Source organism: Paraburkholderia caffeinilytica, from assembly GCF_051027425.1.
GTDB lineage: Bacteria > Pseudomonadota > Gammaproteobacteria > Burkholderiales > Burkholderiaceae > Paraburkholderia > Paraburkholderia caffeinilytica_A.
This window is the reverse complement of sequence record NZ_CP186554.1, coordinates 1-22,372: the sequence shown is the minus strand read 5'-3', so window position 1 is coordinate 22,372 and position 22,372 is coordinate 1. Positions and strand designations below refer to the sequence as shown.

Below are 22,372 nucleotides of genomic sequence, written 5' to 3'. Positions count from 1 at the left end.
GATTGCCCTGCCAGCACTATCGCCCACGAAGGCCCAAGAAGTCTACAAAGAGGGCGGTAATCCGCTATCGCGACAATATCAAGTGGTACTAGATATTTTTAGCCGGAAACAACAATAAAAAAGCTCGCGCCTGATTAAGCGCTGGCTGTAAAACAACAGCATTCCGAGCCGGCGATGGGGCATTCGCCCAAACATAGGGCTGTGAGTAAATCAATTTGTCCACTCCGAGTTGAGCAATTATCCTGATAATCGAATTAATCACCGATTTCTGGCCCGCCACGACCACGCGATGCCGTGCGCTCACGCGGGGGCTTATGCCGCTCAACCGGCTGGCCAGCCGCTTCGCGCAGCTGAGTCTTGAACTCGTTGCGCCGCTCCTGACGTTCTTCTGACGTCAGGTCGGCGAAACGCCGGGACTCGGTGGCTGGCAACGACCGTTGCGGGTGTCCCGCTGCTGGCGTGTCGATGCCGGCGCGCTGCGCTCGGGCCTGTGCTACCTCATTGACAAGCGCAGCCGCGCGCGCGGAGCCGCTGAGCTCAACGAGCGCGCGCCAAGCGCGATCATCCCGCTCGACCACCTGACGGATCTCGCGGCGCATCGCCGGATCGAGCCGGTTCAGTCCAACACCCGCCCGCTTCAGCGCCGCACGATCCTTCGCCGGAACCGGCTTGCCGGTCCGGTTTGCGGCCGACGCGGCGGAGAGGGCATCGGCATACTGCTCGACTGCACGGCCGAGCGTCTTTTCCGCACGTTGCGGCCGCGGCGCATTGGAGAATTCGGCACGGCGCTGGTTCAGCGTGTGCCGGTAGCCCAGTTCGGGGCGGCGATCGCGCTCCGGCTGCAGCTCATGTTGCGCACTGAACGATTTTTCGTCGGCACGCGACAGGCTGCGCATAATCGCCGCGCCGTCCGCAAACTCGTCGCGTCCGGCCGTCACGATCAATTTCTCTTTGTGCCGCGTCATCGCAACGTAGGCCAGCTCGGCGTGCATGCTCTTCGTGGCCAGCACGTACGCGCGATCGACCGTCACGCCCTGGCTCTTGTGGACCGTGAGCGCGTAGCCGTGATCGAAATGGCCGTACTGCGCTGTATCGACCGCCAGTCGCCGGCCATCATCGAGCCGCACGTGAAGCACGGCGCCCGCCGCTTTCCTGTCCGCCGGCGCGTCGATCCGTTCGACGGTGGCCAGTGTTCCGTTCTTCACCTGCATCACGTACTCGTTCTGCAGGAACATGATCCGCTCGCCGACGGCGATCGTAATGTTCCGTTCCTCGGTCCGCACGGTTTGTTCGGCGCCCAGCTCGCCGGCAGCCCGTCGCAATTCGCGCACGCGCGCATTCAGCGCCTCGCGCTGCTCGTTGGTGTGAGTCAGCAGCAGCTGGGTCTTCCCGGGACTGACCTGGCGATCATCCTGCCATTGCGCGATCAGCTGCTCGCGCGCATCGGCGACGGTCGAGTACAGTTGAACGCCACCGCGCTCCGCATAGGCGGAAACGGCTTTTGGCACATCGTGCCGGGCCAGCGCCGACGTTGCTTCGCGCTGCCAGGCCTCGTCCTGCCGCTTGATCTCGGTCAGGCTTTCGAGCCGGTTTGCGGCGGCCGCCTCACGCGACACGGCGCGGAAAGCATCGCCCGCGTCGACCGCATGCAGCTGCCACGCGTCGCCCACCAGGCGCACACGCGCCCCGGACGTCTGCGCGTGGCCCAGCAGTTTTTCCATCTGCCGCGATCCGACCATGCCGGCCTCGTCGACCACCAGAACGGTTTTTGCGTCCAGCGTCACCGTACCTCGTCCGATGCCCGAAAGCAGACTGTGCAGCGTCCGGCTCGCAATGCCGGCATCGCGCTGCATGTCGTCGGCAGTCTTGCCCTGCAGCGCTGCGCCGATCACGCGCAGGCCGTCCGCCTCGAGCGCTTCGCGTGCGGCCGCGAGCACATAGCTCTTCCCGGTACCCGCTGCGCCATTCACCACCACCAGCTGGCCGCCGCTGGCGAGCGCGACAAACGCGGCATCCTGTCCCGCATTGAACTTCCGGGTTGCGCGCAACATTTCACGCACCGCGGCGTCGCCCGTCGCGCTGTCGCTGGCGCGACTCATTGCGCGAGCACGATCGACCAGCCGCACCTCAATCGCACGCAGATCCGTCGACGTGAACCATTCTCCCGCCCGTCCAGAATCCTTCAGTGCAAGCAGTTCCTTCGAATTCATGAGGCGCGCGTAAACCTGCCGGAACTGATCGGCACCATCGGTATTGCGAAACACGAACTGTTCGACGTCGCGACGTGAAAAGGTAGACTGATTTAACGTCAGCGCGGCGACACCGATCGCCGGGTTGATGAGCAGCCGCTGGCCGTTGCGGTACGCGCGCTGACGGTTCTCCTCCAGTACACCTGCCATCACGCCACGCTCACCCGCGTAGCGCGCAACCCCGATTTTCAGCGACGGCTCCAGATCGATACCTAGGGTCCGGTAACTGCGATGATCGATGCGAGCCTCGATGCCAGCCCGCGCCATGAAGTGATTGGCCGTGATGGCCCATTCTTCCCGCACATCACGGACGAACTGCCGGCTGCTCAGATAGCGGTCTTTCCCTGCGCCGCCTTTTTCAGGTTCCTTCGAATTCCAGCGTTTGAAGTATTGCGCTGGATCGCGTGCGATGCCGTCGGTTACCCGTTCCGTGAACATGATGTGCGCGTGCGGCTGTTCCAGTCCGTCGCTCGCTGCCGGATTGTGGATCGCCCACGTGTACGCGTGCCGCTCGCCGAGTGTGTGTTCAACGAATTCTCGCACGAGCGCGACGCGCTGTTCATCGTCCAGTTCACGCGGAATCGAAACCTCGATCTCCGTGTACGGCCGGCCGTTCGCCCGCTCGTAGGTGTCCGCTGCCTGCCAGAAAATGCTCGCGTCGTGCACGGCCCATGCCGGCATGTTCCCGCTCTCGGTCATCTTCAGGTCGCCACGCTCCTCGAACTTCCCACCGCGAGAAATGTAGGCGTAGTGATCCTCCCGCGCAATGTACTTTGCGTGTTCCCCTGCGGCGGCTTTCCCACCTGCTTTCACGCTTAGATGGTACGTTGGCATTGGCGACTGGGCTTTGGTCTTATCATAAGCTGTTTCTATGCTAGCATAGAAACGCGGAAGCGCGCTTTGACTCACTTTGCTCGCCAGATACTGCCGGGTGGCGCTTCCTTGATAGCTCGTTTTTGTGGTTTTCATAATCCGGAATGGCTTGGCAGAAAGGGGTCGATGGTCGGTCTGCGCTGTCGCTCGATGCAACGTGAATTTGATCCAGGAGAGAAATGATGGCAAAGGCAGAATGGCTCACGGAACACGTCCAGTACATCAAGGGTTTGAAGTCGCCCACCGCTACCCAATCGTTGCTGGTCGAACTGGCCGCGATTCTGAATCCGACCGCGCAGGAGTCCCGCCAGTTAGACAAGCTGGTCCGACTTGAAAAGATTAACCAGAAGGCCGACGCGATGAAGGCCGAAGCAGCCCGCATGCTGAGCGCGCGGCGCGAAGATCAACGCAAGGCCCGCACGCGCGAACTGATCGAACTCGGCGGCATCGTCTCGATGGTTGATTTTCCGGTGGATCGCGGCACGCTGACTGGCGCGTTGCTATGGGCACTCGATCAGTTCAGGACGGACGACGACTTGCAGCACACGCTCAAGAAACGTGGCGATGCTTTCATCGCTGAGCGCGAAAATGAGAAAAAGGTGGAGTCGCAGGCCAGCGCGGAGGTAGCTGCTAAAGCGGCTGCGGTGGAGCAAACCCCCGCGTAGCGTGTGGGTGCCCAGCCGGATCGCCCCTGCGCAGCGCTCCGGGTTGGCGCCTCCCCGACCTGTCGGCGCGGGTCCGCGTGCGCCTCAATCCGGGCGCGCAGGCGCGCGCGATATTGCAGCGGTCTGCGTGGCTTCGGGCTTGCAGAAAAAGAAAAAGCGCGTCGTGGGGAACGACGCGCCGGAGGCATAAAAAGGGATTCTGGAAAATGAGCCGGTATCGATCAGCGCCCCGGCACAGCTTCTTCCGGGGCGCGGTGCTCGGCTCGCTTAGGCGGCTTCTTCCTCCTCCTCATCTTCGTCGTCATCCCATACGACCGGCGTTTCCCGGCTCACCAGCACCTCGGGCAACCAGCGTGCATCAGCCAGCAACCGTTCTGCTGTCTCTGCCGCTGCGTCTTTCTTCAATTTCTCCAGCGGTGCCGCCGCTTCGGGGGAGAGCGCTTGCGCTACTACGTCAACGATGCGTGCTTTCGAAACGTGGTTCAGATAGCTCGTTCGCGTCGGCATCCAGTACTGCGTCATATCGACGTTCAGCAGATTCATCAGCACGTTCACCGGGTGTGCGCCATCCGATTCGCTCACGCCGTTGACGGTCGCGGCCACGCAGAAGGCGAACAGGTTGCTCAGCACGTCTTCGCTCTGCGTCATCAGCCAGGGCAGCACATCGCTGAAACGCTTCGGCAGCAGCGCGGCCCACTTTTCGCGCTCGGCCGAAATCTCCTTCCATGCAGCGCTGGCTTCCATGTCGTCCGCTGTCTGCAACAGGCGGTTGTGTGAGCATGTGGCCCGCACGTCGGCGGCATGCTGGTCGTAGACGCAGACATAGCGGTCATCGAACACAACCGGGATCAGGCGGTGCATCAGTACTGCCAGTGCGGCCACCGGGTTCCGTGCAAGTTCGATCTGGACGGCGGCGGTGCGGTGTGCCGTCAATCGCCTGCTGAGGTCTTTGCCGTGCAGCGGCTTTCCTGCTGGCGCTGGCAGTTCGTCAGCACCCGTCACACCTTCGCGGTTCACGTTGGCCCGGTCTTCGGGTTTGACCAGTCCGCGCTCGATCACGGCTTTGCCGTCATGGTCGAGCGTCACGAATGCACCGGCACGCGCCTTCTGGTCGTCGCTCCAGATTTCGAGGCGTTCAGCAAAGTCGTCCAGCGCCTGGGAAGCGGCGTCCGCTGCGGTTTCCAGTGCGTCGCGGCGGGCGTCGTCTTCGGGTTCGTCCTCGGAAACGTAGTACGCGTTCAGTTCCGCTGCGGCCTGTTCGCTCGCCTTCTTTAGCGCGCGAAGTTCGGTCTTTTCCTTCTTCGTGTACTCGCGCGATGCCGACGGCAACCGGCCAAAGCGGGCCATTTCGCCAAAGTCCCGGCGCACGCGTGTCTCCACCCAAAGCCAGCCCTCGTTGCTCAAGGTCTGCGCGACTGAAACCAGCTTTTCCGCCACCAGGCGATGCAGCAGTTCGGCGTCGGTCACATACCCGGCATTTTGCTCGTCGCTAAAGAGGTCCCGGCGAACGTGGCCGCCTGCCGCCTCATACGCGTCGAGCGTAACGAACGCAACCAGGTTGCTGTCGGACACATCGATCTCGCTGTTCGTGATCGCGGCGCGCAGCTGCGCCGGGTTGCGTTGCCACGCCTGGGCGGCGTCAAACCACAGGCGTTCCTGCAGTTTGTGATCGTCCGTCAGTGCAAGCGTGCGGATCTGTTCCAGCGTCATGTCGTCATCGCGAAAGACGTCGATCAGGCGAGGCGACACGTTCGCAAGTTTCAGGTGCCTTTGCACCTGGATTTCAGACAGCGAGAATAACGCCGCAATGTAGTCCACCGTACGGCCTTCATTGACCAGCAGGCGGAATGCTTCGCAGGCGTCCGCCGGATGCATTGGCTCGCGCTGCTGGTTCTCGATCAGCGACACGGCGACGGCGTCGGCTTCGCTCACGATCTTGACGGGCACCAGATAGCTGTTATCGGCCTTGCCCGAAGCGCGCAGCAGTTCGAGTGCAAGCAGGCGGCGCTGGCCCGCGCATACGCCCAGCTTGCGTTGCTTGCCGCGCGCCTTCATCTCATGGGCGACGAGATTTTGCATGACGCCTGCCGCAGCGATGTTCTCGGCCAGTGCCTCGATGCCGGTAGGCGCTTTGCGGCGCACGTTGTGCAGCGACTTGCATAGCAGACCGAGCGGCACGTACTCGATCTGGGTGTCGTTGCCGAAATGGCTTTCGACAACGGTTTCGATTGCACGATTTTCAACGATTTGATCCACGGTTATCTCCGGTTATGGCCATCGCAACATGCGAGGCACACAACCATTATACGGACAAAATGACCTAATTAAAGCTTATATTGTTGAATATCATTTGAAATTTTTTATTAAACAATAAAAGTGATTTAAAATAAAAATAAAAATATCATTTTGTTAGGATAAAATGTCACTATAATTAAGTTGTGCCTCGCATGTTGCGATGGCCATAACCGGAGATAACCGTGATTGATAATGAAACCAGAATCTCTTCAAACGTTGTTGTTGATGAGTTGCGCCTGAATTTCCTTCCTCACTACCTGGGCGCGCAATACCTCCAGGGCGAGGCGTTCGTGTACGACTGGGCTGCGCGCCTTTCGAGTGCCTACAACGGCGGTTCGTGGGACTTCTTCCAGTTGTCGAACGGCGGCTTCTATATGGCCCCTTCGAACTGCGGACGGGTGCATGTGCGGTGGCATATGAACGGCTACAGCGACATGATGGGCGCGGACGCCTTCGGCATCGTCGTCACGCTGTTTGCCTTGTGCCATCTGGCGGAAAAGTGTCTCGATGACAGCATCATTGAGCACTACCACGAACTGCGCGCCTACGCGACGCAGCACGCAGAGGCTGCGAACATTCTCCGCGCTATCGACTAATCAACCAGCCCCGGCCTGCGGGCTGGGGTTCCCTTACCTTCCCTGAAAATCAGTGAGGAAGAAATGGACATGACGCAAATTCGCCCAACCTGGTTGACCGCACTACTGCCTTTGCTGGCCGTCTACCAGTACGGGGACCGTGAAATCGTGCGTGCTGAACTGTTCCGTATGGCGCTGTCGGCGGATGCGGCGGCGAAGACAGCCGACGCGCTGCACCGCATCGCCAACATGCTCGACCGGGACGGTCATGCGATCGACATGCACCGCGAAGAGCTTCGCGCGATCGCGCGTGCCGCGCTTTCGGAGTTTGATCGCGTACCACCCCGCGCGCCGCTGGTCGCGGTTCACGAAGCGGTCCGCCACACTCGCGAGCGTGCCGCATGACGACAGAACTGAAACGGGGTTGCGATCTGAAGCGCGGCGACGTGCTGCGCACATGGTTCGGCAATCAGACGGTTCTTGAAATGTTGCCGTACTGCGGCCCGTTCGACTTCATCTGCGGTGTGGCGAAGTTGCCGGATGCCGAAATGTCGATCAACCGGAGCGGACTCTACGAAGTGTTGTTCGCCCGATAACCTGAACTGCCCGCGTGCTCACGCGCGGGCTTCGGAGCCTGCCATGCCAACCTTTACAATTGCCGAGATTGAACAGGCGATCAATATATGGCGCAACCGCCAGGCGTCAGGAGAAGACGCGGCGCTGTGCCCGAAAGCGCGTCACCTTGCCGATATCTATGGCGGGATGATTTACGCACACGCAACAGCCATCGACGTGTCTTCGCTGTCTGCCGAGCAGGTGGAAGCTGTGACCACTGCCCTTTATCAACAGGAGTTGCCGCTATGACAGACGAATCGAAATTCCCCCCCGAAGTGCTCGAACAGTTTCGCCGCGAGCAGGAGGAAAGCGACGCCCACTTTACCGCCGCGCCTGCGCGGTTTTTTGAGGCATGGAAACAGGCTGTCATGCTGGCCGGTCCGGTGTATTTCGGAGAAGGCACCAGAGAGGCCGTTGAGAACGCGAAAGACAAATGGGCGCTTGCGCCCAATGGCGCGCTCATTCTCGATGCCTTCGGTGTTCTCAGCAGTGGCGAGCGCACCTTCCTTGCCGCGCTGTATTCGTTCTACAACTCGCACGATAGCGTTCTTCTGTGGGAGAAAGCGGGCATCAGGGGCTTCTCCGACCTGTCGGGGCTGGATCTAGTTCGCCGCAAGTTGATCGCGGAGCTTTTGCTGAACTACGTTGGCTGGTAATGGCTAGGTGTGTCTGTGTCCGAGGCTGACAGGCTCTGGTTCGCCAGCCCGATCGCAAGCATCTGTGCCGGGCAACCCCCTTCCTGCTAAACCAGGACTTGTATTGGCCGGGAGCGCATCGCGCGCGCCTGCGCGCCCGGATCGAGGCGCACGGGGACCCGCGCCGGTAGGCGTGGGGAGAGCGCCGACCCGCAGCGGTAGCGGAGGGGCGATCCGGTGAGGCTCAGTGTAACTGTGGGCGGGGTCGTCAAGCAGCCGTAGGCTGCGTGTTTCCACCGCGGCGAAGCCGTGGGGGCTGGATCGAGGACAGACGCAGCAATGAATCGATCAGGATCAGGAGGGCACCATGTTTCGAGTGCAGGTCTGGGATGACGACGCGAACCGCTACGTCGATGTGGTGCTCAGCTTTGACCAGTGGGGGGCGGTCGGGTTCAGGCACGCGCAGCTTGGCGATACGCCGGCGGAATACGACGATCCAGGGAAGGCATGGCGAGATGCAGTTGACCTGCAGGAACGATTCGGCGACGCGATCGTTACGCTGTTCGACACGTCGACCGGAGAGCGACACTTTGATGAGCGCAACCTGCCGGAGGTTGGCGCTGATGCCATTGAAGCTTCGGCGGCCCCCGTAATCTGGACGGACGACTGGATCATCCAGCGTGTCGTACGTATACGGGCGGCGGCGAGTGCCGGCGGCGATGTGTACGAACAATGGCCGGGGTACACGCACCCGATGACTCGCGATCAGGCAGTCAAGGCGCTCGGGGAATGCGAAGAGCGGTGGCCAGAACATGAGTTCCGCGCGCATCGATTACGGCTGGAGGAAAAGGTCGCTGCGGACGCGATCGACCGGGCGCGAAGATCCGCCCGATCCAGGAAGTACGACTAAGAAAAAAGGCGATAGAAAAATGACGATTGATATTCATACACCCATTCGGGCCGAGTGTTTGCTCCCGGCGGATGAGGGCTGGGAGCGGCCTCGAGGCGCTGAAGTTCAGGAGGTGGTGCGGCGCATCGGTCTGTCGGGCCGGGCTCTTGCCAGGGTACTCGGCTTGAGTGAGCATGGCGGCCGCCAGGTCAGACGCTGGATAAGCGGAGAAACGCCAGTTCCCTACATAGCGTGGGCAATCCTCTGTGATATGGCGGGCCTTGGCGCGATCTGGCGCGGCAAAACTCTTGAATTGGGGTTGAGTGGTATGGCTGAATCAGCGCCCGATGACGAATGACAAGGCGTTACGTTTTGCTGTCACCATGTTACGCGAAAAAAGAGAGCCGGCGCACTGAGACGCGCCGGCTGAACGTCCTGGCTATATTTCGAGGCCGGCCAGAACCTGAGAGGCTTTCAGGATACTCGAACATGCTGTCGATGCGATGCGCTGAACAGGCCCGGAAAGACACCAGTTTTCCGAGATTGAACTGGTCTGCTATTCTTGTTTCGTCTGATGTATCCAATACACCTTGCGGAGGAATCGTGCCGGCCGAATGTTTTTTCACACTTAATCGACAACACATGTCGGCCCTATTTTGTCCCGGTTTCGGTAGCGTCCCAGCATTTTCCGGCAATGGGCGATATGTCAACGATCCGGGGTCGACATCGGTTGCGAAGGACGGGCCGTTGCCAACGGGCACCTATTACATCGTTGCCCGTCAAAGCGGCGGTCGTCATGGTCCTGTGAACGACATAATCGCGGACACCCTGAATGGCACACATCGGGCAGAGTGGTTTTCGCTGTATAGAAACGATGGTGTGATTGATGACTTCACCGTAGTCAATGGTGTGCGGCGTGGCAATTTCCGGCTGCATCCGGTCGGGTACTGGGGGATTAGCGAGGGATGCATCACGCTGCCGCATCCCTTGCAGTTCAATCAATTGCGTGCATACCTCAAGTCGCAGACGCCGGCGAAGATACCAGGCACGCAGATCGATTACTACGGAAGGGTAACCGTTCGATGAAACGGGCGACTATATGCGGCGCGGCCGCCCTGGTTCTGACCTTCCCCGTCTATTTGGGTATAGCGCGCAATGGACGTGTCAACGAATGGTTCCTTGACGGTCGCGGCTGGGCTGCGTTTGAGCCGCTGTTCAGATTCTGTAACGCAATAGGCATTACGGGCGATGGAAATATTCTGATTGCGACGATGTTGTTCATCAGCTTTCTTATAGCCTTGACTCTGGTCGCGATCGCCAGCATTGCGGTGAGGCGCCGGTCTGCCTGAGACCGCTCGGCGGCTCTCATTACTCCGTCGCTACAATTGGCTCACCGTTCTTGACGGTGATCTGATTGAGTGTCGGGTCCGCCGCGTGCACTGCGACGATGTTCAGGCGCCCAGCGGGAAAAACACGGTAGCCAAAGCCGCGGAGAAATTCTTCGATTGCCGCACGATCAGATTTCAGGACTTCGATAAGCATGATCGGGCGGTGCTTCGCAAGCACAGACCGGCCACCACCCAACACCTCGAGCTCCATTCCCTCGACGTCCAGTTTCAGAAGGTCCAAGCGTTCTAAACCAAGGGAATCCAGGCTGACCATCGGAACGGCGTTGCCGGCTGCGGCATCGTAAGCAATGTGCTGCCCGATGAATTCGTTGTCAGGCTTGGGGCGCAGTTCCAGGCTGCCGAAGCTCGCGGGCATGAAATAGTCTGGCTGCGGTACAACCAGCTCGCCGCACTGCCCGCCGAGCGCAGCAAGCTTGACGCGCGCATTCATGCAGTTATTCAACGCCACGTTACCCGCCAGGGCGTAATACAAAACCTCTTGCGCCTCGAATCCCAGGACGTGCCCCCAGCCGTACATATGGCGTGCCCACTCAATCGTATGCACACCGATATTGGCGCCTCCGTCCACCGCGACGACACCGCTGCCGAAATGTTTGTGTCGGCAGTTCAGCAATGCCAGCATCAGGCTTACTTCGCTTTCATCAAAGCCTGACTTGTCGAGTATCTGGAAGCCAACCCCATAGGGGCGGCTCTTGTCGTCGACGTGACGGTCATTGCGATTCACGATCATGCTGCCGTGATTGGATGCGGCAAGAACAAAAGCGATGGGACGGAGCGGAAAGGACATGATCTGTGGCCCTGAAAATGTTGTCGTGTTACGGCACTTTATTCGGCGCCGAAGATTTTGCCGCTAAATTAGCGGTGAAAATGAGATTCCCTATTCCGCATGGGCGCTATTCTGTCATGCGGGCGGGTCGGGATCCATTTGGGAGTCCAAAGAGTAAGAACGGCAATGAAAATATCTGGACAAACCGCGGGCGGGGCGGCGTCTTCATTCAACGCATTTGTGTCTGCATCAGCTGCGGCCCTCCTCAGGTAGGCCGTCAAAATCGAGAGCAATGCGCGCGGTCAATCCGTGTTGTTCACGCTGCGCAGGCTCGGCCGACACGATAACGCCGGCGCGTTCTTTTTCAACCTCGATGCGCGACCGTAGTTCGACCAGCGCGGCCAGGTCGCAATCCGTTTCCGCACGCCAGCAGCGCTCGATGACCAGGCGCAGCTCCTCCACACGCAGGACGAACGAACGCGCGTGCCAGATCTCCTCAATCAGGGTCTGGATGGATTCGTCGCCGCGAGAGTGCTCGGACAGTCCGCGCAGGTCATACCGGGATGGCGGTATGAATGCCGGCAGCGGCCGGGGTTTCGGTGCGTCGGTGACGACACCGGCGCGGAAGAGTTCCGCCTGCAACTCAGTGCGTAGACATCCCAGTGCAACCAGCTGTTCGCCCGTCTCTTCGTACCAGCATCGCTGGATGACCTCGTAAAGTGCCTGAATCTCGCACACGAATCCACGCAGGTGCTGGATCTCGAGGATCAGACGCTGGACTACACCATTGCCGCGGTAGCGGTGCCAGAGGTCGCGCAGCTCGTAGATTGTGGGAGGCTTGCACTCAGGCTTGCGGGACATATCGATGATTGAAAAAAAACACTGTACAAATATACAGTATAATCTCCCCGGAGTTCAATGCGATACCATCAGTTCGCATACCCGTATGTGGAGGTAGCTGTGTGCTATTCGGCCCAGATCGAGGCGGACTACAAAAAGTACGTCAAGATGTTCGGCGCAGTCCTGAGCTTGCGGGAGTTCGCAGAGCTGTACTGGGAACACGGCGGGCGCGACATGAAGGCCCCGCTGGCCATGGAGGTGGCGTTTTCGCAGGCTCAGACCGATGGCGAGCGGCGTGTCCAGGCGCTGATTGCCGGGAACAATGCGCAGCGGAAAACCAGGCTCGAACAGGAGGTTTTTGAGCAGCGTACTCGACTCGCCAAGGCGGAGCGAAGTCTGGAAACGAAGGCGACCAAAGCCGCTGCTGAAAGCAAACGGATCGCCTCCAGCAAGATCGACGCCGCGGTGCGCCGGCTCGCTGACCTGAAGCGCACGACCCTGAAGGATGCCGATTCGCGGATCTATCCTGGCTGGTATGCGCCGGTCATGATCGTTCAGGATGGTCAGCGTGTTGTGGTCCCGATGCGTTATCGCTGCCGGTTGCCGGGCTGGACCGAGGAGATGGAGAAGGAAAAGCCAGGGACCTACAATGCCCGACGGAACAACCTGCAGCGGGTTTGGGGAAAGCTCTTCGGCTACAACCACGGCATCATGATCGTCAATCGTTTCTACGAGCATGTCGATCGCAATGGGGAAAAGCTGGTTTTGCAATTCGATCCGACGCCGGCGCAACAGATGCTGGTCGCGTGCCTATGGTCGCGCACGGCGATACCAGGCGAACCTGATCTTTGGTCTTTTGTGCGTATTTCGGGGATGGCGAACAGGCGTTTCGGCGAAGCCGAACAAGCTGGAGGGCGGTACTGCGTAGTGCATGAATTGTAGCGTGAGTGTTCGGAATCAGGCTACGGTGTCATCGGGTTTGTTCTTTTTGCGCATGGATTCTCCCTTCAATGGCAGCTTGTGTGCCTGATGAACGAGGCGATCGAGAATGGCGTCGGCCAGTGTTGGATCCTGCAGCCACGCATGCCAGTGTTCGAGCGGCAACTGGCTGGTGATGATTGTTGAGCGTGTGCCCACGCGATCGTCGAGCACCTCGAGCAGATCGTTGCGGGCTCCCTGATCGAGATCCTGCAAACCCCAGTCGTCCAGCAAGAGGACGTCCATCTTCGCGAGTTGTGCCAGCCGCCGGGTAAAGCTGCCGTCGCCATGCGCGATCTTCAGTTCCTCGAACAGACGGGCGACGCGCACGTAGAGTACGGAGAATCCCTGCCGGCAAGCCTGTTGGGCAAACGCGCAGGCCACCCACGTTTTACCCGCACCGGTCGGGCCGCTCAGGATGATGTTCTGGGCGTTGCGGATCCAGTCACAGCCGGCAAGCGTTGCGACCATGCGCTGATCGAGCCCGCGGCTCTGACGGTATTCAATGTCTTCAATGCAGGCCTGCGGGTTCTTCAGCTTTGCCGCCTTCATCAGGCGTTCGAGCCGCCGCGTGTCGCGCCACGCGAGTTCGCGGTCGACGACGATACCAAAGCGCTCTTCGAAGGACAGACTCGAACTGGCGGTCAGCGAGACCTGCTCCTCGAAGGCACGGGCCATGCCGTCGAGCTTGAGAGCTTTGAGCTGGGAGAGGGTTTGCTGCATCAACATCGTGACCTCCTGAGGTCAGTGGTAATAGTCGGACCCGCGCACGTTCTCGTGTTCGGGGGATTGCCATGAGGTGAGCTGTAACGGGAGCGCCGACTGCCGGTCCAGGCCTGATTTGAGGATCGACAGTACGGAGCGGCGCGTCGGCGAGCCGATGACGAGCGCCCGCTGGCAGGCAGTCTCCAGCCGCTCCTTGCCATACTTGCGGGCGAGGCTCAGCAGTCCGAGGCAGGCCCGGTAACCCATCTCGGGATGCGGTCGATTGGTCAACAGGTGGTTGACGATCGTCTCGGCGCCGGGACCGATTGATGCGCCCCAGTTCAGAAGGCGACCGGGCGTCCATTCCATGTGGGCGCGATGGGCCACCGGCATGTGCTCAGGCAGCGTGGTGTGCTTGCCCTTGAGACGACTGCGCGCGTGGGCGGCGACGCGTTTGCCGCCATGCAGGACTTCGACACCATGGCGTGTGACGCGCGCATAAACCTCCTGACGAACGAGGCCGTGCGGCACGCTGTAGTAGTGGTGGTCGACCTCGACGTGGTAATCGATGTTGACGCGACACTTCTGGAACGAGGCGATTTCATACCGACGGGCCGGCAACGCGCCTAATGCCGGTTGATCCAGTCGTTCGAACCATTGACGACGGTTGCCTTCGAGCTTGCTGAACGGGCGCTGGTTCAGATCAGCGATGAGCTTGCCGATGGTCCGGTTCAGTTCGGCGAGGCTGAAGAAGCGATGATTGCGCAGCCGGGCGAGAATCCATCGCTCCACGATCTGCACGCCGACTTCGACCTTTGCCTTGTCCTGTGGCTTGCGCGGCCGTGCTGGCAGCATCACGGTTGCGTAGTGATTGACGAAGTCCTGCGCGGTTCTGCCGAGCCCCGGCTCGTATCGATCTGGCTTTGCAATTAGCGCCCGAGGATTGTCCGGGACGAGCATCTCAGGAACGCCGCCATAGAATTCCATCGCGTCGATCAGCCCGCCGATCCACTCCGATGTTGTCTCCGAGCGCGTCGCACAGGCATACGTGTAATTTGATGCGCCGAGTACGGCGACGAAGATATGGGCTTCAAACGCGACGCCGCCGGTGCGATCGAGGATCGGCATGGTCTGCCCGGCGAAGTCGGCGAACAGTTTCTCGCCGGCGCGGTGCTGCTGGCGCATCGAGCGCTTGAGCGTCTGCGCATAGTCCTTGTACCGCCGCCAGAATTGCGTATAGCCGTACGTGCGTTCGCCGGGATGGGCCTCGACGTATTCTTCCCACAGCAGTTGCAGCGTCACGCCCTTGCGGCGCAGTTCGCGATGAATCGCGCTGCAATCCGGTTCGATCCGCTTCGCCACGACGGGCGGTGCTGCCGGCGACAGCACCCGCCGCTCAAGCTCATCCTCGTCCAGCGGCTCGATTGCTGTCCAGTCGAGTCCGGCGGCATTGGCAAGCCGGAGGTACTGCGTGATCGTCGCAAGGCCGACGCCCAGCGCGCCCTGTATTTGTCTGTGAGTGAGATTGCATGCCCACTTCAGGCGGAGTACTTCCTTGATTCTGCGCATGGTTGTCCGGTGAGCCGGCATCGTCGATATCTCCCAAAGGGAGCTACCTTAATGCCAGCGGGTTGGTCCACACGCAGCACCGCCAACCTGAAACCGACGATCCGTTTCGGTCTGCCGAACGCTCATTTCGGCAAGCCGAACAGCCGTTTCGGAACACCTGCGTTCTTGTTCGGCTTCAACCGAAATGACTGTTCGTCATCCAGCAAAAACCTTGTTCGTCATCAACCGAAATCCCTGTTCGGCTTCGCCGAAATACGCAGTCTTTTGCCGCGATCACTGACGAGCCTCCGCCAGAGGTAGCCGCTGCTGGCCACGATCGCTGCATCGTCCCAATCAAGCCCGGGAACGTCGACGCGTGGCTCAGTCCAGATCCGGCGAACCTTGCCGCGCAATATGCGATCCTCGATGATCGCGAGCGACCCTACTACGAGCATCGGCTGGCTGCTTAGGTTCTTGCCTTATAGCGCTTAACGTCTTTGTCCGTTACCCAGCTGGCCGCGACCCTCGCTGCGACGCGCCGGGCTGCGGCCAGCAGATCGTCGTCCACGATCCGCTCTTCAATGGGCGGGTGTTGCATGCCCGCTTCTGCGCCAATCAATTCATCTGTGGGCCGGGTAAAAGAGATACCTGTTGCTATCAGCAACAGGATGAGGTCTTCGTTACGATTCACCACGTCGAACGTTTCAAGGTCTACCGAGGTGTTGCCATTCTCATCCGCGAAGGCACCCAGGCCCGCACGAAGGTTCAGATCTTTGTTGTCCATATTGTTTTTCAGGGTTACGAAAGGTCGATCGCGTGCTTGCGCGCACGATATAGTGCTTGGTTACCAGCGAAACGTTTTCATGGGTGCGACACAGGGCGTATGTGTCCGTCCGTTTCATTGACTTTTCGGCTGTATGAGGCCGATTGGAGGCAGTGAAAAGGGAAACGATGCCGGGATTTGAACCCGGATCTCCGACGCTGTACGATGGAGGTGCTAACCAACTCATCGAACAGCCGCTCTCCGCGAGCGGTATAAGCGCCGGCGCTCGATCCATTGAGCTACACCGTGTAATCGTTAATCTGCTTTGCCGCCCTTGACGATTGCCAGGGGCTTCTTGCGCGTGAGGCGGTCTGCCTGCTCCTTCTGCCGACGCTCGCGCTCAGCGATCTTTTCCTCGGCAAAGGGCTTGGCCGCCTCGATCAGGCCGCTAAAGTCGTACTCGTTCGTGTCGTTGTCGCCCACGCCGGTCTTGCGGTAGATACGCTGGATAAACTTGGCAGCCTCCATCGCCGCAATGCGCTTCTGCACTGTCCTGGGCGAAACGCCGATGGCCTTGGCGATCGTCGCTTTCGATGGATGCGCGTTTTCGCCGGGCTTCCACCAGTAACCCGCCAGATGCAGCAGGATGTTGATATCGAGCGGCGTCAGACCGAGCGCCTGCTGACGTTCGAAAATGATGTTGGGAAACGAGGTCCAGCCAGCCTTTGCGAGCGGCGCGGACCACTTTGCCGCCACGCTCTTGTCGATAGCGGTTGTAGCTAGTGGTTTGGTGGCTGCGGCCATTTCGTTTTCCCCTGCGTCAGATGCGTTGAGTGAAGTATCGCGGCGCCGCCTTCATCTGACAAGCCTTCGGGACAGGACAGGGGGCGTCTGGCAGGACTCCCCCCGCCTTATCTGCTGAGTATTCGCCATTGCGTCTACTCAGGTGTATCTGCTCCGTATAGCATTTACTTTGGGAGGCCTTCGGTGCTTCCCCTGGCAGGGTACTGGCACCTCCCGGTGTAGACGTTCAGGCCGCCCCGGCCAGCATCCACGGCCGCCCCTCCCTATCACGGCCACTGCTGGCGTGCATGTTTCACGCGCAGGATCGTCACCACTTCATCGCTCGTGCGATAGAACACGATGTAGTTGCGATGAACGATCATTTCACGGGTGCCGCGGATGCGCCCGGCGCGGTACAGCGTCGGGCGCTCGCGCAGGCCGTCAACCTTGGTGCGGATCTTCTGCACAAGCGCCACGGCCGCATCGGGGTTGTCGCGACCGATGTAGTCGAGTATGTCAAACAGGTCGTTTTCTGCCTGTACCTTCCATTCAAGACTTCGCACGCTTGCCCTTCCGCATCGCCTCGATGCGTGCGTCGGCCTTCTTCATTACGTCGTCGTGCGCGATCGTCGGACTCGGGTCATCGATCGCCTCCTGTACCTGCTGGCGCACCCACTTGTCGTAAGCGGCGGCGCTCGCATGCGTGGCCTTCATCGCCTCGGCACGATCGGGCCTGCCCTGCCGGTCTAACGCGATTTCATCCGGCCGCCAGGCTTCGAGCGAAAACCGCCCGCTCTGCAATCCGAGTTCGCGGATCACTTCGAGCGCCTTGACCGGGTTGCGGAACGCGCGCGGGCGACGGTTGTTCGAGGTGACCAGCACGGCGGTGCCGGCCGTTCTGGTTTCCAGTTCGACATAGAAGGAATCACCCTCGGCTTTCAGGATGGCCGACAGGACGCCACCAGCGTGAGCGGCGGCCGTAGCCTGGGACACATCTAGCGTTTTCATGTCGCAACCTATAAATAATGTTTCCACGACTAATAATATATCGTGGAATGAATCATTGTCGAGTCCGACGTCTGCTGGTCATACACTCCCGATACGGCCACTTGGCGCCCCCACTGGGCGATGTCTACTCAGTCAGCTGAGTAAAACCGCTCGGCAGCATCCAGCATCTGCCGTCGCTCGGCGCGCGTGTAGATCGAAGTGGTCTGCAGCGACGTATGGCCGAGAATCGCCTGTACGACGTTCGGCGGCATCTGCTTGATTGCCTGGGTGCCGAATGTATGCCGGAACGCGTGCGCGGACGTGGTGGCCAGCTGGGCAAGATCGTCCGTCGAGCATGTGGCCGGGAGCGTGCCCTGCACCGCCAGCCGCTTTATCGCGGTCCGGACCAGGCGTCCCAGTGCGTCGACCGCGTAGGGCATTTCATTGATGTCCGTGTGCCTGCGCTGCGCATCGCGCGTGGCTGGCACGACCAGCGGCGCGATCAACGGGCCGTGCGCGTCGCGGGCGTCGAAGTCGCGGCCGCGATCGCGCCAGTGTGCGCGCAGCGCCGCAACGGTGTCGGGACTGACCGGCACGGTGCGCTGCCGGCGCCGCTTGCCGACCAGGGTGAGCGTCCAGATCCGCGCCGAATCACCGGCCGCACTGCCGGCGGAGGCGTCGGCCGGCTGCAGGTTTTTGCGGGTGGCCTGGGCCGCCTCGCTACGCCGTACACCCGAGTCGCCCATCAGCAGGATCGCCGCGCGGGCGGCCCGCCACTGCCGCGCGTCCGGTGTCGCAGCCGGTACCGATGACGTGTCCGCGCAGGCGTCATCGAGCGCGTGTCGCAGCTGCGCCCAGAGTGTCGCCGGCAGGGCGCGATCGACCTGCACGCGCAGCTCCTGGGTGACGGTCGCAGGATCGTGGACCGCATGCCACGGATTGCCCGCCAGATAGCGCACCTCGACCAGCCACCGGAACGCCGCCCGCAGCACGCGCACCGCGTACGCCTGACTGTCGGCCGAGAGCGTGCCGGTGAACGGCCGCCAGCGGCCGCTGGTGCGCGGCCGCTTCGGGCCGGTGAACGCCGGTGACGGTTGCGCCATAAAATCCTTGTACGCTTCGCAATCCTCAACAGTTGCCGACGATACTGCCACCCCGCGCACGATCACGGCCCACAGCACGAAACGTTCGAGCTCGCGTGTATAGACGCGCAAGGTTGCCGGTCGGTCGCGGTACCGATGCAGGTACGCGTGCAAGGCGGCCAGATCGTGCGGCGCGCTGATGAACGCGAAGGCCCCGGCGCGATTGGTGCCGCGCGCACTGACACCACCGGGGCCGTCGCCGCCGGACAGCTCCGTCGGCACCGCCATCCGTTCGAACGGGGCGAGCCGTGGCGCGGCCGGATCGCCGCCGATGACCACTGTCTCATTAGCCGACACGATGGGCCAGCCGGATCGCGTGTCGACGTCGGCTGCGATCCGCATACCGAGCGTTGCCTCATGCCGGCGCAGCCAGGCCACCAGGATTCGCGCGCGCAGCGGGCCAATGCGCGGCACGGATCGCCACCAGCTGCCGCCGTGCGTGTTGCAGTAGTCGACCAGCGCCTGCAGGGTCATGATGCCCTCCCCTGCCAGCCGCTGCGCGATCAGTGGCCGGAACCAGAAACCGACGGCGTGCAGCGGCGCCGGCATTGCGGCTGCGAGCCGGGAGGCGTCCTCGACCATACGCAATGAGACGGCGGTGAGTTTCGCGCTGCCGTGTTTGCGGATCGATGTCTTGAGGTGATCGGCCAGGACCGGCGAGCCGTGCAGCAGCGCGAGCTGCACCAGCTCGTCACGCATGGTGCGCAGAAAATGCGCCATCGTCTCGGGCGTAGCCGCGTGCGGCGCGATGTCGGGATCGTAGTACAGGCGCGCGATCGTCGCGGGCGGGATCTGCTGGACGAACGCGCGCAGCGCCGTGAAATCGGCACGGGTATAGGTGCGCCGCGGCGGGACGGTCAGCAGCTGGGGCTGGTTTGCCATGGCAGTGTTCCGGGCCTAATCCGGATCCGGGCCGTAGGCCTCGGCCGTGGTGCCGGTTCCGGAGGGCAGCTGCACGGGCTGTACGGTATAGCCACGCTGCCTGAGGAGAGTAATCAGGCCGTCGCGACCAGGCAGGTGTTCGGCCCCGACCAGCACGAATGCGCCGCCGGCATCGAGCAGCGGCGGCAGGGTCCGCATCCAGGCCGCGTTGCGCTCGCGGACCATCACGTTGTAGAACGTCCCGGCGTCCATGCCGGCGGCCGCGAGGGACCGCCGCACAATCCTGTCCACCTTCGTGTAGTCGCCGTTGTTCAGCGCGTCGACCACATCGGCCTGCAGGATCGCGTATCCGTTCGACAGTGCGAAGTGGATGCTGCGGGCGCTGGTGTCCCAAGGCACGCGTTTCTCGAACCCGACGGCGTCCCTGTCCGTCTCGAGATGCCTGAGCGTGACCCCGTAGCGCTGCTGCGCCAGCTGGATGATCGTGTCGCGGGACTCATACCCCACCGAATCGCACCCGTCGGCCGCCAGCTGCGCGGCCGCAACCGGGGTGGGCTGGGCGAGGTGCCACTCGATCATGGTGTTGACCAGCGTGTCGTCGCGGATCGGCAGCTTGCAGCTGAAGTGCTCGCGCAGGGCCTCGATATCGGCGGGTTCGAGCCCCTTGCGCCACGGTGTAGCGGGCACCGTGGCGTCGCCGAATCCCGGGTGCTCGGTGACCACGACCCGGGCCTGTCTGATCACGCGCCGGTCAGGTTGCCGCAGGTGCCGATCAGCGACGTGCATGGAGCCCATCAGGATGTCCTTCTGCCCGTTAGGCGCGGTCACCGACAGCGCCCAGACGCCCGCAGTCGCGGGCTTCGGCTCAGAGGCCGGAGCATCGGCGCCGGCCGGTGGTGCCGCTTGCACGGGACTGGCCGCGAGCCATCCGAGTGCCGCTCCGAGGATCAGGGTGGCCGGGCGCCACGGCTGGGTCTTGTGTGCCGTTTCCCGCGTGCAGAGCTCCTCCCGGACGGTTGTCTTTCCTGCGTGAGGCCTGGCACCGGCCAGCTTCATGAACCACTTGCGCATGCATGTCTCCGGGTGTGGGCAGTCAGTTCGCCGCTTCAAAATCCGTCTGCGTGTGCGCCACGCCAACGGCGTTCCACAACACATCGAAGGCGGGGCGCAACACGGTCAGCGGGTCAACATCGAAATCCTCCAGGTAGACAGGGGGCGCCACGAGTTGCGTGAGGTGTATTGGCAACGGCCTGAAATCCGCGTGATGCCGGTTGCGCATCACGGCGATCGGCGTGCCGGACGCCACGACCCAGCTCAGCATCAGATAGGCCGGCGCGGGGACGCCCAGCGTTGCCAGTGTGTCGGCGATCGCCCGGAATCCATAACGCACGAGCGGCCGCTCGTAGATCTCCGGAAACACCACCGGCTGTTCTTCGTTCTCGCGCTGGCTGTAGCCGCTGCGGAACAGGTCGCCATCGACGAGCTCGACGCATCCGTCCCGGTACAGCTGTGCATAGCCGGTCTGCATCTCATCGGCATTGCGATCGGCCATGCAGACGACGCCATCCAGATTGATGATGGGCCGCTCCAGCGCATGTCCGCTGGGTGACGCTGGTTGCAGTTTCACGGCCGCTGCGCGCAGCGCGTCGACGTCGTGGCCATCGGGACGGGTCATCGCTGAGACCGGCACCACGTGGCACACGAAGGCCGGCAATGCGAGTTCAGGAGCAGGCCCTGTGTGTCGGACAATTCGCTGTAGCGCCTGATCGCGGAACGCCAGCACCTGCTGCGCCAGCGACACGTTGGCCGCAAACGCATTGCGGATACCGTGGATGTCCATGGGTTCCTTGCCGACCGAGGTGCGGGCGTAGAAATGGTTGTCTTTCGTCACGCGATGCGGTGCACCAGGGCTTGGCGCGACCCGCAGCACGATCGCGTGGCCACCGCTGGCCAGCGGCACGGGATGGGGGTGCAGGCCGCCGCTCACGCGCGGCTCGAGCAGGTCGCGCAGCGCATTGGTCAGCGCCAGCAGTTCGGCGTCGAGGTTGGCGAGCCGCAGCGGCACGACCTCTACCGCGGCGCCGCCCTCCTCGCGCATGCCGAAGACGAGGTCGCCACCGAGCGAGTTCGCGAACGCGCACACGTCCTTGGCGAGCTCGAGGCGGGCGTCGCGGTCGGCCGGCCAGTCGCGCTTGTAGTCGAGCGTACGGCTTTCGCGCACGCCGTGGTCAATGAGGGCCTGCAGGTCGGCTTCGGTGACGGCGTCGAGGCGGGCACGGGGGATCAAGGCGGGGCTCCGGGTGGGGTTATAGGGTAAACCCTTATAAAACTGGGCGGGCAGGGCGGTGTAACGCGCATTCGGCAGATTATAGGCATTAAACGCAAGGCTGATAATGGGAGTTATCAGACAAGGGTGCTGCTCCACCCTGCCCGCTCTGCCGTTCTCAGCCGGGCGCAACGCGCGACCCGGTTATCCTCCGTTTCTGTTGACGGGGCTAGTAGGCAACGCCTCGGGGCCAACACTCTCCCGCAGGTGACTGAGACGAACGCCTTCCCGTCGGTAACGCGCGCGTCCGCGCCTGCAGGCCCAGCTCCGTGCGCTCCCCTCCGCGGATCAATCCAGGCTGTGCCCAGCGTGTCTCAAAACTCGCGAGGTTATAACGCTATGACGCTATAGGGTTGTAGCGCTATAACGTTGTAACGGCAAAGCGCTACAAAGCTACAAAGCTACAAAGCTACAAAGCTACAAAGCTACAAAGCTACAAAGCTACAA

Annotated in this window: 24 protein-coding genes and 1 pseudogene; 12 read left to right on the top strand and 13 right to left on the bottom strand. The window is 61.7% G+C overall.

Annotated elements, in window-relative coordinates:
* Positions 1 to 254: 254 nt before the first annotated feature.
* Positions 255 to 3,083, bottom strand: a complete 2,829-nt coding sequence (locus ACOSV0_RS37025; RefSeq protein WP_434116299.1) for an AAA family ATPase — start codon at positions 3,081 to 3,083, stop codon at positions 255 to 257.
* A gap of 218 nt (positions 3,084 to 3,301) precedes the next feature.
* On the opposite strand from ACOSV0_RS37025, the gene ACOSV0_RS37020 reads away from it, so the two are divergent.
* Entirely contained in the window at positions 3,302 to 3,787 is a 486-nt protein-coding gene (locus tag ACOSV0_RS37020) for a conjugal transfer protein TraD (protein WP_434116298.1), read from the top strand.
* A 267-nt stretch (positions 3,788 to 4,054) separates the two neighbouring features.
* Here ACOSV0_RS37020 and ACOSV0_RS37015 read toward each other — a convergent pair whose 3' ends face one another.
* Positions 4,055 to 6,043 (bottom strand): ParB/RepB/Spo0J family partition protein, encoded by a 1,989-nt coding sequence (locus tag ACOSV0_RS37015; RefSeq protein ID WP_434116297.1) that lies wholly within the window; start codon positions 6,041 to 6,043, stop codon positions 4,055 to 4,057.
* Positions 6,044 to 6,264: 221 nt separating this feature from the next.
* On the opposite strand from ACOSV0_RS37015, the gene ACOSV0_RS37010 reads away from it, so the two are divergent.
* The 9 genes from ACOSV0_RS37010 (at position 6,265) to ACOSV0_RS36970 (ending at position 10,145) form a co-directional block, all read left to right on the top strand.
* Entirely contained in the window at positions 6,265 to 6,678 is a 414-nt protein-coding gene (locus ACOSV0_RS37010; RefSeq protein ID WP_434116296.1) for an antirestriction protein, read from the top strand.
* A 69-nt stretch (positions 6,679 to 6,747) separates the two neighbouring features.
* Positions 6,748 to 7,062 (top strand): hypothetical protein, encoded by a 315-nt coding sequence (locus tag ACOSV0_RS37005; RefSeq protein ID WP_434116295.1) that lies wholly within the window; start codon positions 6,748 to 6,750, stop codon positions 7,060 to 7,062.
* Positions 7,059 to 7,253, top strand: a complete 195-nt coding sequence (locus ACOSV0_RS37000; protein WP_434116293.1) for a hypothetical protein — start codon at positions 7,059 to 7,061, stop codon at positions 7,251 to 7,253. Before ACOSV0_RS37005 ends, ACOSV0_RS37000 begins: the two co-directional genes overlap by 4 nt.
* Before the next feature lie 43 nt (positions 7,254 to 7,296).
* The gene (locus tag ACOSV0_RS36995; protein WP_179743684.1) at positions 7,297 to 7,521 is read left to right on the top strand and encodes a DUF3717 domain-containing protein; all 225 of its coding nucleotides are present in this window, start codon (positions 7,297 to 7,299) and stop codon (positions 7,519 to 7,521) included.
* A complete protein-coding gene (locus tag ACOSV0_RS36990; protein WP_434116291.1) occupies positions 7,518 to 7,928 on the top strand; it encodes a hypothetical protein in 411 nt (136 codons plus the stop codon). The genes ACOSV0_RS36995 and ACOSV0_RS36990 overlap by 4 nt, the downstream gene beginning before the upstream one ends.
* 346 nt (positions 7,929 to 8,274) lie before the next feature.
* A complete protein-coding gene (locus ACOSV0_RS36985; RefSeq protein WP_434116289.1) occupies positions 8,275 to 8,817 on the top strand; it encodes a hypothetical protein in 543 nt (180 codons plus the stop codon).
* Between the two features lie 19 nt (positions 8,818 to 8,836).
* Positions 8,837 to 9,154, top strand: a complete 318-nt coding sequence (locus ACOSV0_RS36980; RefSeq protein WP_434116287.1) for an XRE family transcriptional regulator — start codon at positions 8,837 to 8,839, stop codon at positions 9,152 to 9,154.
* Between the two features lie 245 nt (positions 9,155 to 9,399).
* Entirely contained in the window at positions 9,400 to 9,882 is a 483-nt protein-coding gene (locus ACOSV0_RS36975; RefSeq protein ID WP_434116303.1) for a DUF2778 domain-containing protein, read from the top strand.
* A complete protein-coding gene (locus tag ACOSV0_RS36970; RefSeq protein WP_434116285.1) occupies positions 9,879 to 10,145 on the top strand; it encodes a hypothetical protein in 267 nt (88 codons plus the stop codon). The genes ACOSV0_RS36975 and ACOSV0_RS36970 overlap by 4 nt, the downstream gene beginning before the upstream one ends.
* Positions 10,146 to 10,164: 19 nt before the next feature.
* Here the strand turns inward: ACOSV0_RS36970 and ACOSV0_RS36965 are convergent, their stop codons facing one another.
* Both ACOSV0_RS36965 and ACOSV0_RS36960 read right to left on the bottom strand, forming a co-directional pair.
* On the bottom strand, positions 10,165 to 10,992 hold the full coding sequence (locus tag ACOSV0_RS36965; protein WP_434116283.1) for an FkbM family methyltransferase: 828 nt from the start codon (positions 10,990 to 10,992) through the stop codon (positions 10,165 to 10,167).
* Between the two features lie 228 nt (positions 10,993 to 11,220).
* Positions 11,221 to 11,832 (bottom strand): hypothetical protein, encoded by a 612-nt coding sequence (locus ACOSV0_RS36960; RefSeq protein WP_434116282.1) that lies wholly within the window; start codon positions 11,830 to 11,832, stop codon positions 11,221 to 11,223.
* Between the two features lie 99 nt (positions 11,833 to 11,931).
* On the opposite strand from ACOSV0_RS36960, the gene ACOSV0_RS36955 reads away from it, so the two are divergent.
* A complete protein-coding gene (locus tag ACOSV0_RS36955; protein WP_434116280.1) occupies positions 11,932 to 12,753 on the top strand; it encodes an SOS response-associated peptidase family protein in 822 nt (273 codons plus the stop codon).
* Between the two features lie 15 nt (positions 12,754 to 12,768).
* Here the strand turns inward: ACOSV0_RS36955 and istB are convergent, their stop codons facing one another.
* On the bottom strand, positions 12,769 to 13,518 hold the full coding sequence (istB, locus tag ACOSV0_RS36950) for an IS21-like element helper ATPase IstB (protein WP_434116278.1): 750 nt from the start codon (positions 13,516 to 13,518) through the stop codon (positions 12,769 to 12,771).
* 15 nt (positions 13,519 to 13,533) lie between these two features.
* Entirely contained in the window at positions 13,534 to 15,084 is a 1,551-nt protein-coding gene (gene istA / locus ACOSV0_RS36945; RefSeq protein WP_434116276.1) for an IS21 family transposase, read from the bottom strand.
* Between the two features lie 239 nt (positions 15,085 to 15,323).
* Between istA and ACOSV0_RS36940 the strand changes: the two are divergent.
* A pseudogene (locus ACOSV0_RS36940) lies at positions 15,324 to 15,512 on the top strand (SOS response-associated peptidase family protein); the annotation flags it as partial.
* Here the strand turns inward: ACOSV0_RS36940 and ACOSV0_RS36935 are convergent.
* From ACOSV0_RS36935 to ACOSV0_RS36905, 7 genes are all read right to left on the bottom strand, one after another.
* Entirely contained in the window at positions 15,509 to 15,826 is a 318-nt protein-coding gene (locus ACOSV0_RS36935; RefSeq protein ID WP_434116275.1) for a hypothetical protein, read from the bottom strand. The pseudogene ACOSV0_RS36940 and the gene ACOSV0_RS36935 sit on opposite strands and share 4 nt — an antisense overlap.
* 294 nt (positions 15,827 to 16,120) lie before the next feature.
* The gene (locus ACOSV0_RS36930) at positions 16,121 to 16,609 is read right to left on the bottom strand and encodes a helix-turn-helix domain-containing protein (RefSeq protein WP_434116273.1); all 489 of its coding nucleotides are present in this window, start codon (positions 16,607 to 16,609) and stop codon (positions 16,121 to 16,123) included.
* A 266-nt stretch (positions 16,610 to 16,875) separates the two neighbouring features.
* The gene (locus ACOSV0_RS36925) at positions 16,876 to 17,151 is read right to left on the bottom strand and encodes a type II toxin-antitoxin system RelE/ParE family toxin (RefSeq protein WP_434116271.1); all 276 of its coding nucleotides are present in this window, start codon (positions 17,149 to 17,151) and stop codon (positions 16,876 to 16,878) included.
* On the bottom strand, positions 17,138 to 17,596 hold the full coding sequence (locus ACOSV0_RS36920) for a hypothetical protein (RefSeq protein WP_434116270.1): 459 nt from the start codon (positions 17,594 to 17,596) through the stop codon (positions 17,138 to 17,140). The genes ACOSV0_RS36925 and ACOSV0_RS36920 overlap by 14 nt, the downstream gene beginning before the upstream one ends.
* Before the next feature lie 128 nt (positions 17,597 to 17,724).
* Positions 17,725 to 19,599, bottom strand: a complete 1,875-nt coding sequence (locus ACOSV0_RS36915; protein WP_434116268.1) for a phage integrase family protein — start codon at positions 19,597 to 19,599, stop codon at positions 17,725 to 17,727.
* A 15-nt stretch (positions 19,600 to 19,614) separates the two neighbouring features.
* Positions 19,615 to 20,670, bottom strand: coding sequence for a TraB/GumN family protein (locus ACOSV0_RS36910; RefSeq protein WP_434116265.1), 1,056 nt, complete (start codon positions 20,668 to 20,670; stop codon positions 19,615 to 19,617).
* 22 nt (positions 20,671 to 20,692) lie between these two features.
* The gene (locus tag ACOSV0_RS36905) at positions 20,693 to 21,886 is read right to left on the bottom strand and encodes an AlbA family DNA-binding domain-containing protein (RefSeq protein WP_434116263.1); all 1,194 of its coding nucleotides are present in this window, start codon (positions 21,884 to 21,886) and stop codon (positions 20,693 to 20,695) included.
* Positions 21,887 to 22,372: the final 486 nt, after the last annotated feature.

Coding starts and splice junctions, on each gene's coding strand:
- ACOSV0_RS36990 (WP_434116291.1), top strand. CDS start 7,518: ATGACAGACGAATCGAAATTCCCCCCCGAAGTGCTCGAACAGTTTCGC.
- istB (WP_434116278.1), bottom strand. CDS start 13,518: ATGTTGATGCAGCAAACCCTCTCCCAGCTCAAAGCTCTCAAGCTCGAC.
- ACOSV0_RS36920 (WP_434116270.1), bottom strand. CDS start 17,596: ATGAAAACGCTAGATGTGTCCCAGGCTACGGCCGCCGCTCACGCTGGT.
- istA (WP_434116276.1), bottom strand. CDS start 15,084: ATGCCGGCTCACCGGACAACCATGCGCAGAATCAAGGAAGTACTCCGC.
- ACOSV0_RS37020 (WP_434116298.1), top strand. CDS start 3,302: ATGATGGCAAAGGCAGAATGGCTCACGGAACACGTCCAGTACATCAAG.
- ACOSV0_RS37000 (WP_434116293.1), top strand. CDS start 7,059: ATGACGACAGAACTGAAACGGGGTTGCGATCTGAAGCGCGGCGACGTG.
- ACOSV0_RS36930 (WP_434116273.1), bottom strand. CDS start 16,609: ATGGCCGCAGCCACCAAACCACTAGCTACAACCGCTATCGACAAGAGC.
- ACOSV0_RS36965 (WP_434116283.1), bottom strand. CDS start 10,992: ATGTCCTTTCCGCTCCGTCCCATCGCTTTTGTTCTTGCCGCATCCAAT.
- ACOSV0_RS36970 (WP_434116285.1), top strand. CDS start 9,879: ATGAAACGGGCGACTATATGCGGCGCGGCCGCCCTGGTTCTGACCTTC.
- ACOSV0_RS36995 (WP_179743684.1), top strand. CDS start 7,297: ATGCCAACCTTTACAATTGCCGAGATTGAACAGGCGATCAATATATGG.
- ACOSV0_RS36915 (WP_434116268.1), bottom strand. CDS start 19,599: ATGGCAAACCAGCCCCAGCTGCTGACCGTCCCGCCGCGGCGCACCTAT.
- ACOSV0_RS36960 (WP_434116282.1), bottom strand. CDS start 11,832: ATGTCCCGCAAGCCTGAGTGCAAGCCTCCCACAATCTACGAGCTGCGC.
- ACOSV0_RS36910 (WP_434116265.1), bottom strand. CDS start 20,670: ATGCGCAAGTGGTTCATGAAGCTGGCCGGTGCCAGGCCTCACGCAGGA.
- ACOSV0_RS37025 (WP_434116299.1), bottom strand. CDS start 3,083: ATGCCAACGTACCATCTAAGCGTGAAAGCAGGTGGGAAAGCCGCCGCA.
- ACOSV0_RS36980 (WP_434116287.1), top strand. CDS start 8,837: ATGACGATTGATATTCATACACCCATTCGGGCCGAGTGTTTGCTCCCG.
- ACOSV0_RS36935 (WP_434116275.1), bottom strand. CDS start 15,826: ATGGACAACAAAGATCTGAACCTTCGTGCGGGCCTGGGTGCCTTCGCG.
- ACOSV0_RS37005 (WP_434116295.1), top strand. CDS start 6,748: ATGACGCAAATTCGCCCAACCTGGTTGACCGCACTACTGCCTTTGCTG.
- ACOSV0_RS36985 (WP_434116289.1), top strand. CDS start 8,275: ATGTTTCGAGTGCAGGTCTGGGATGACGACGCGAACCGCTACGTCGAT.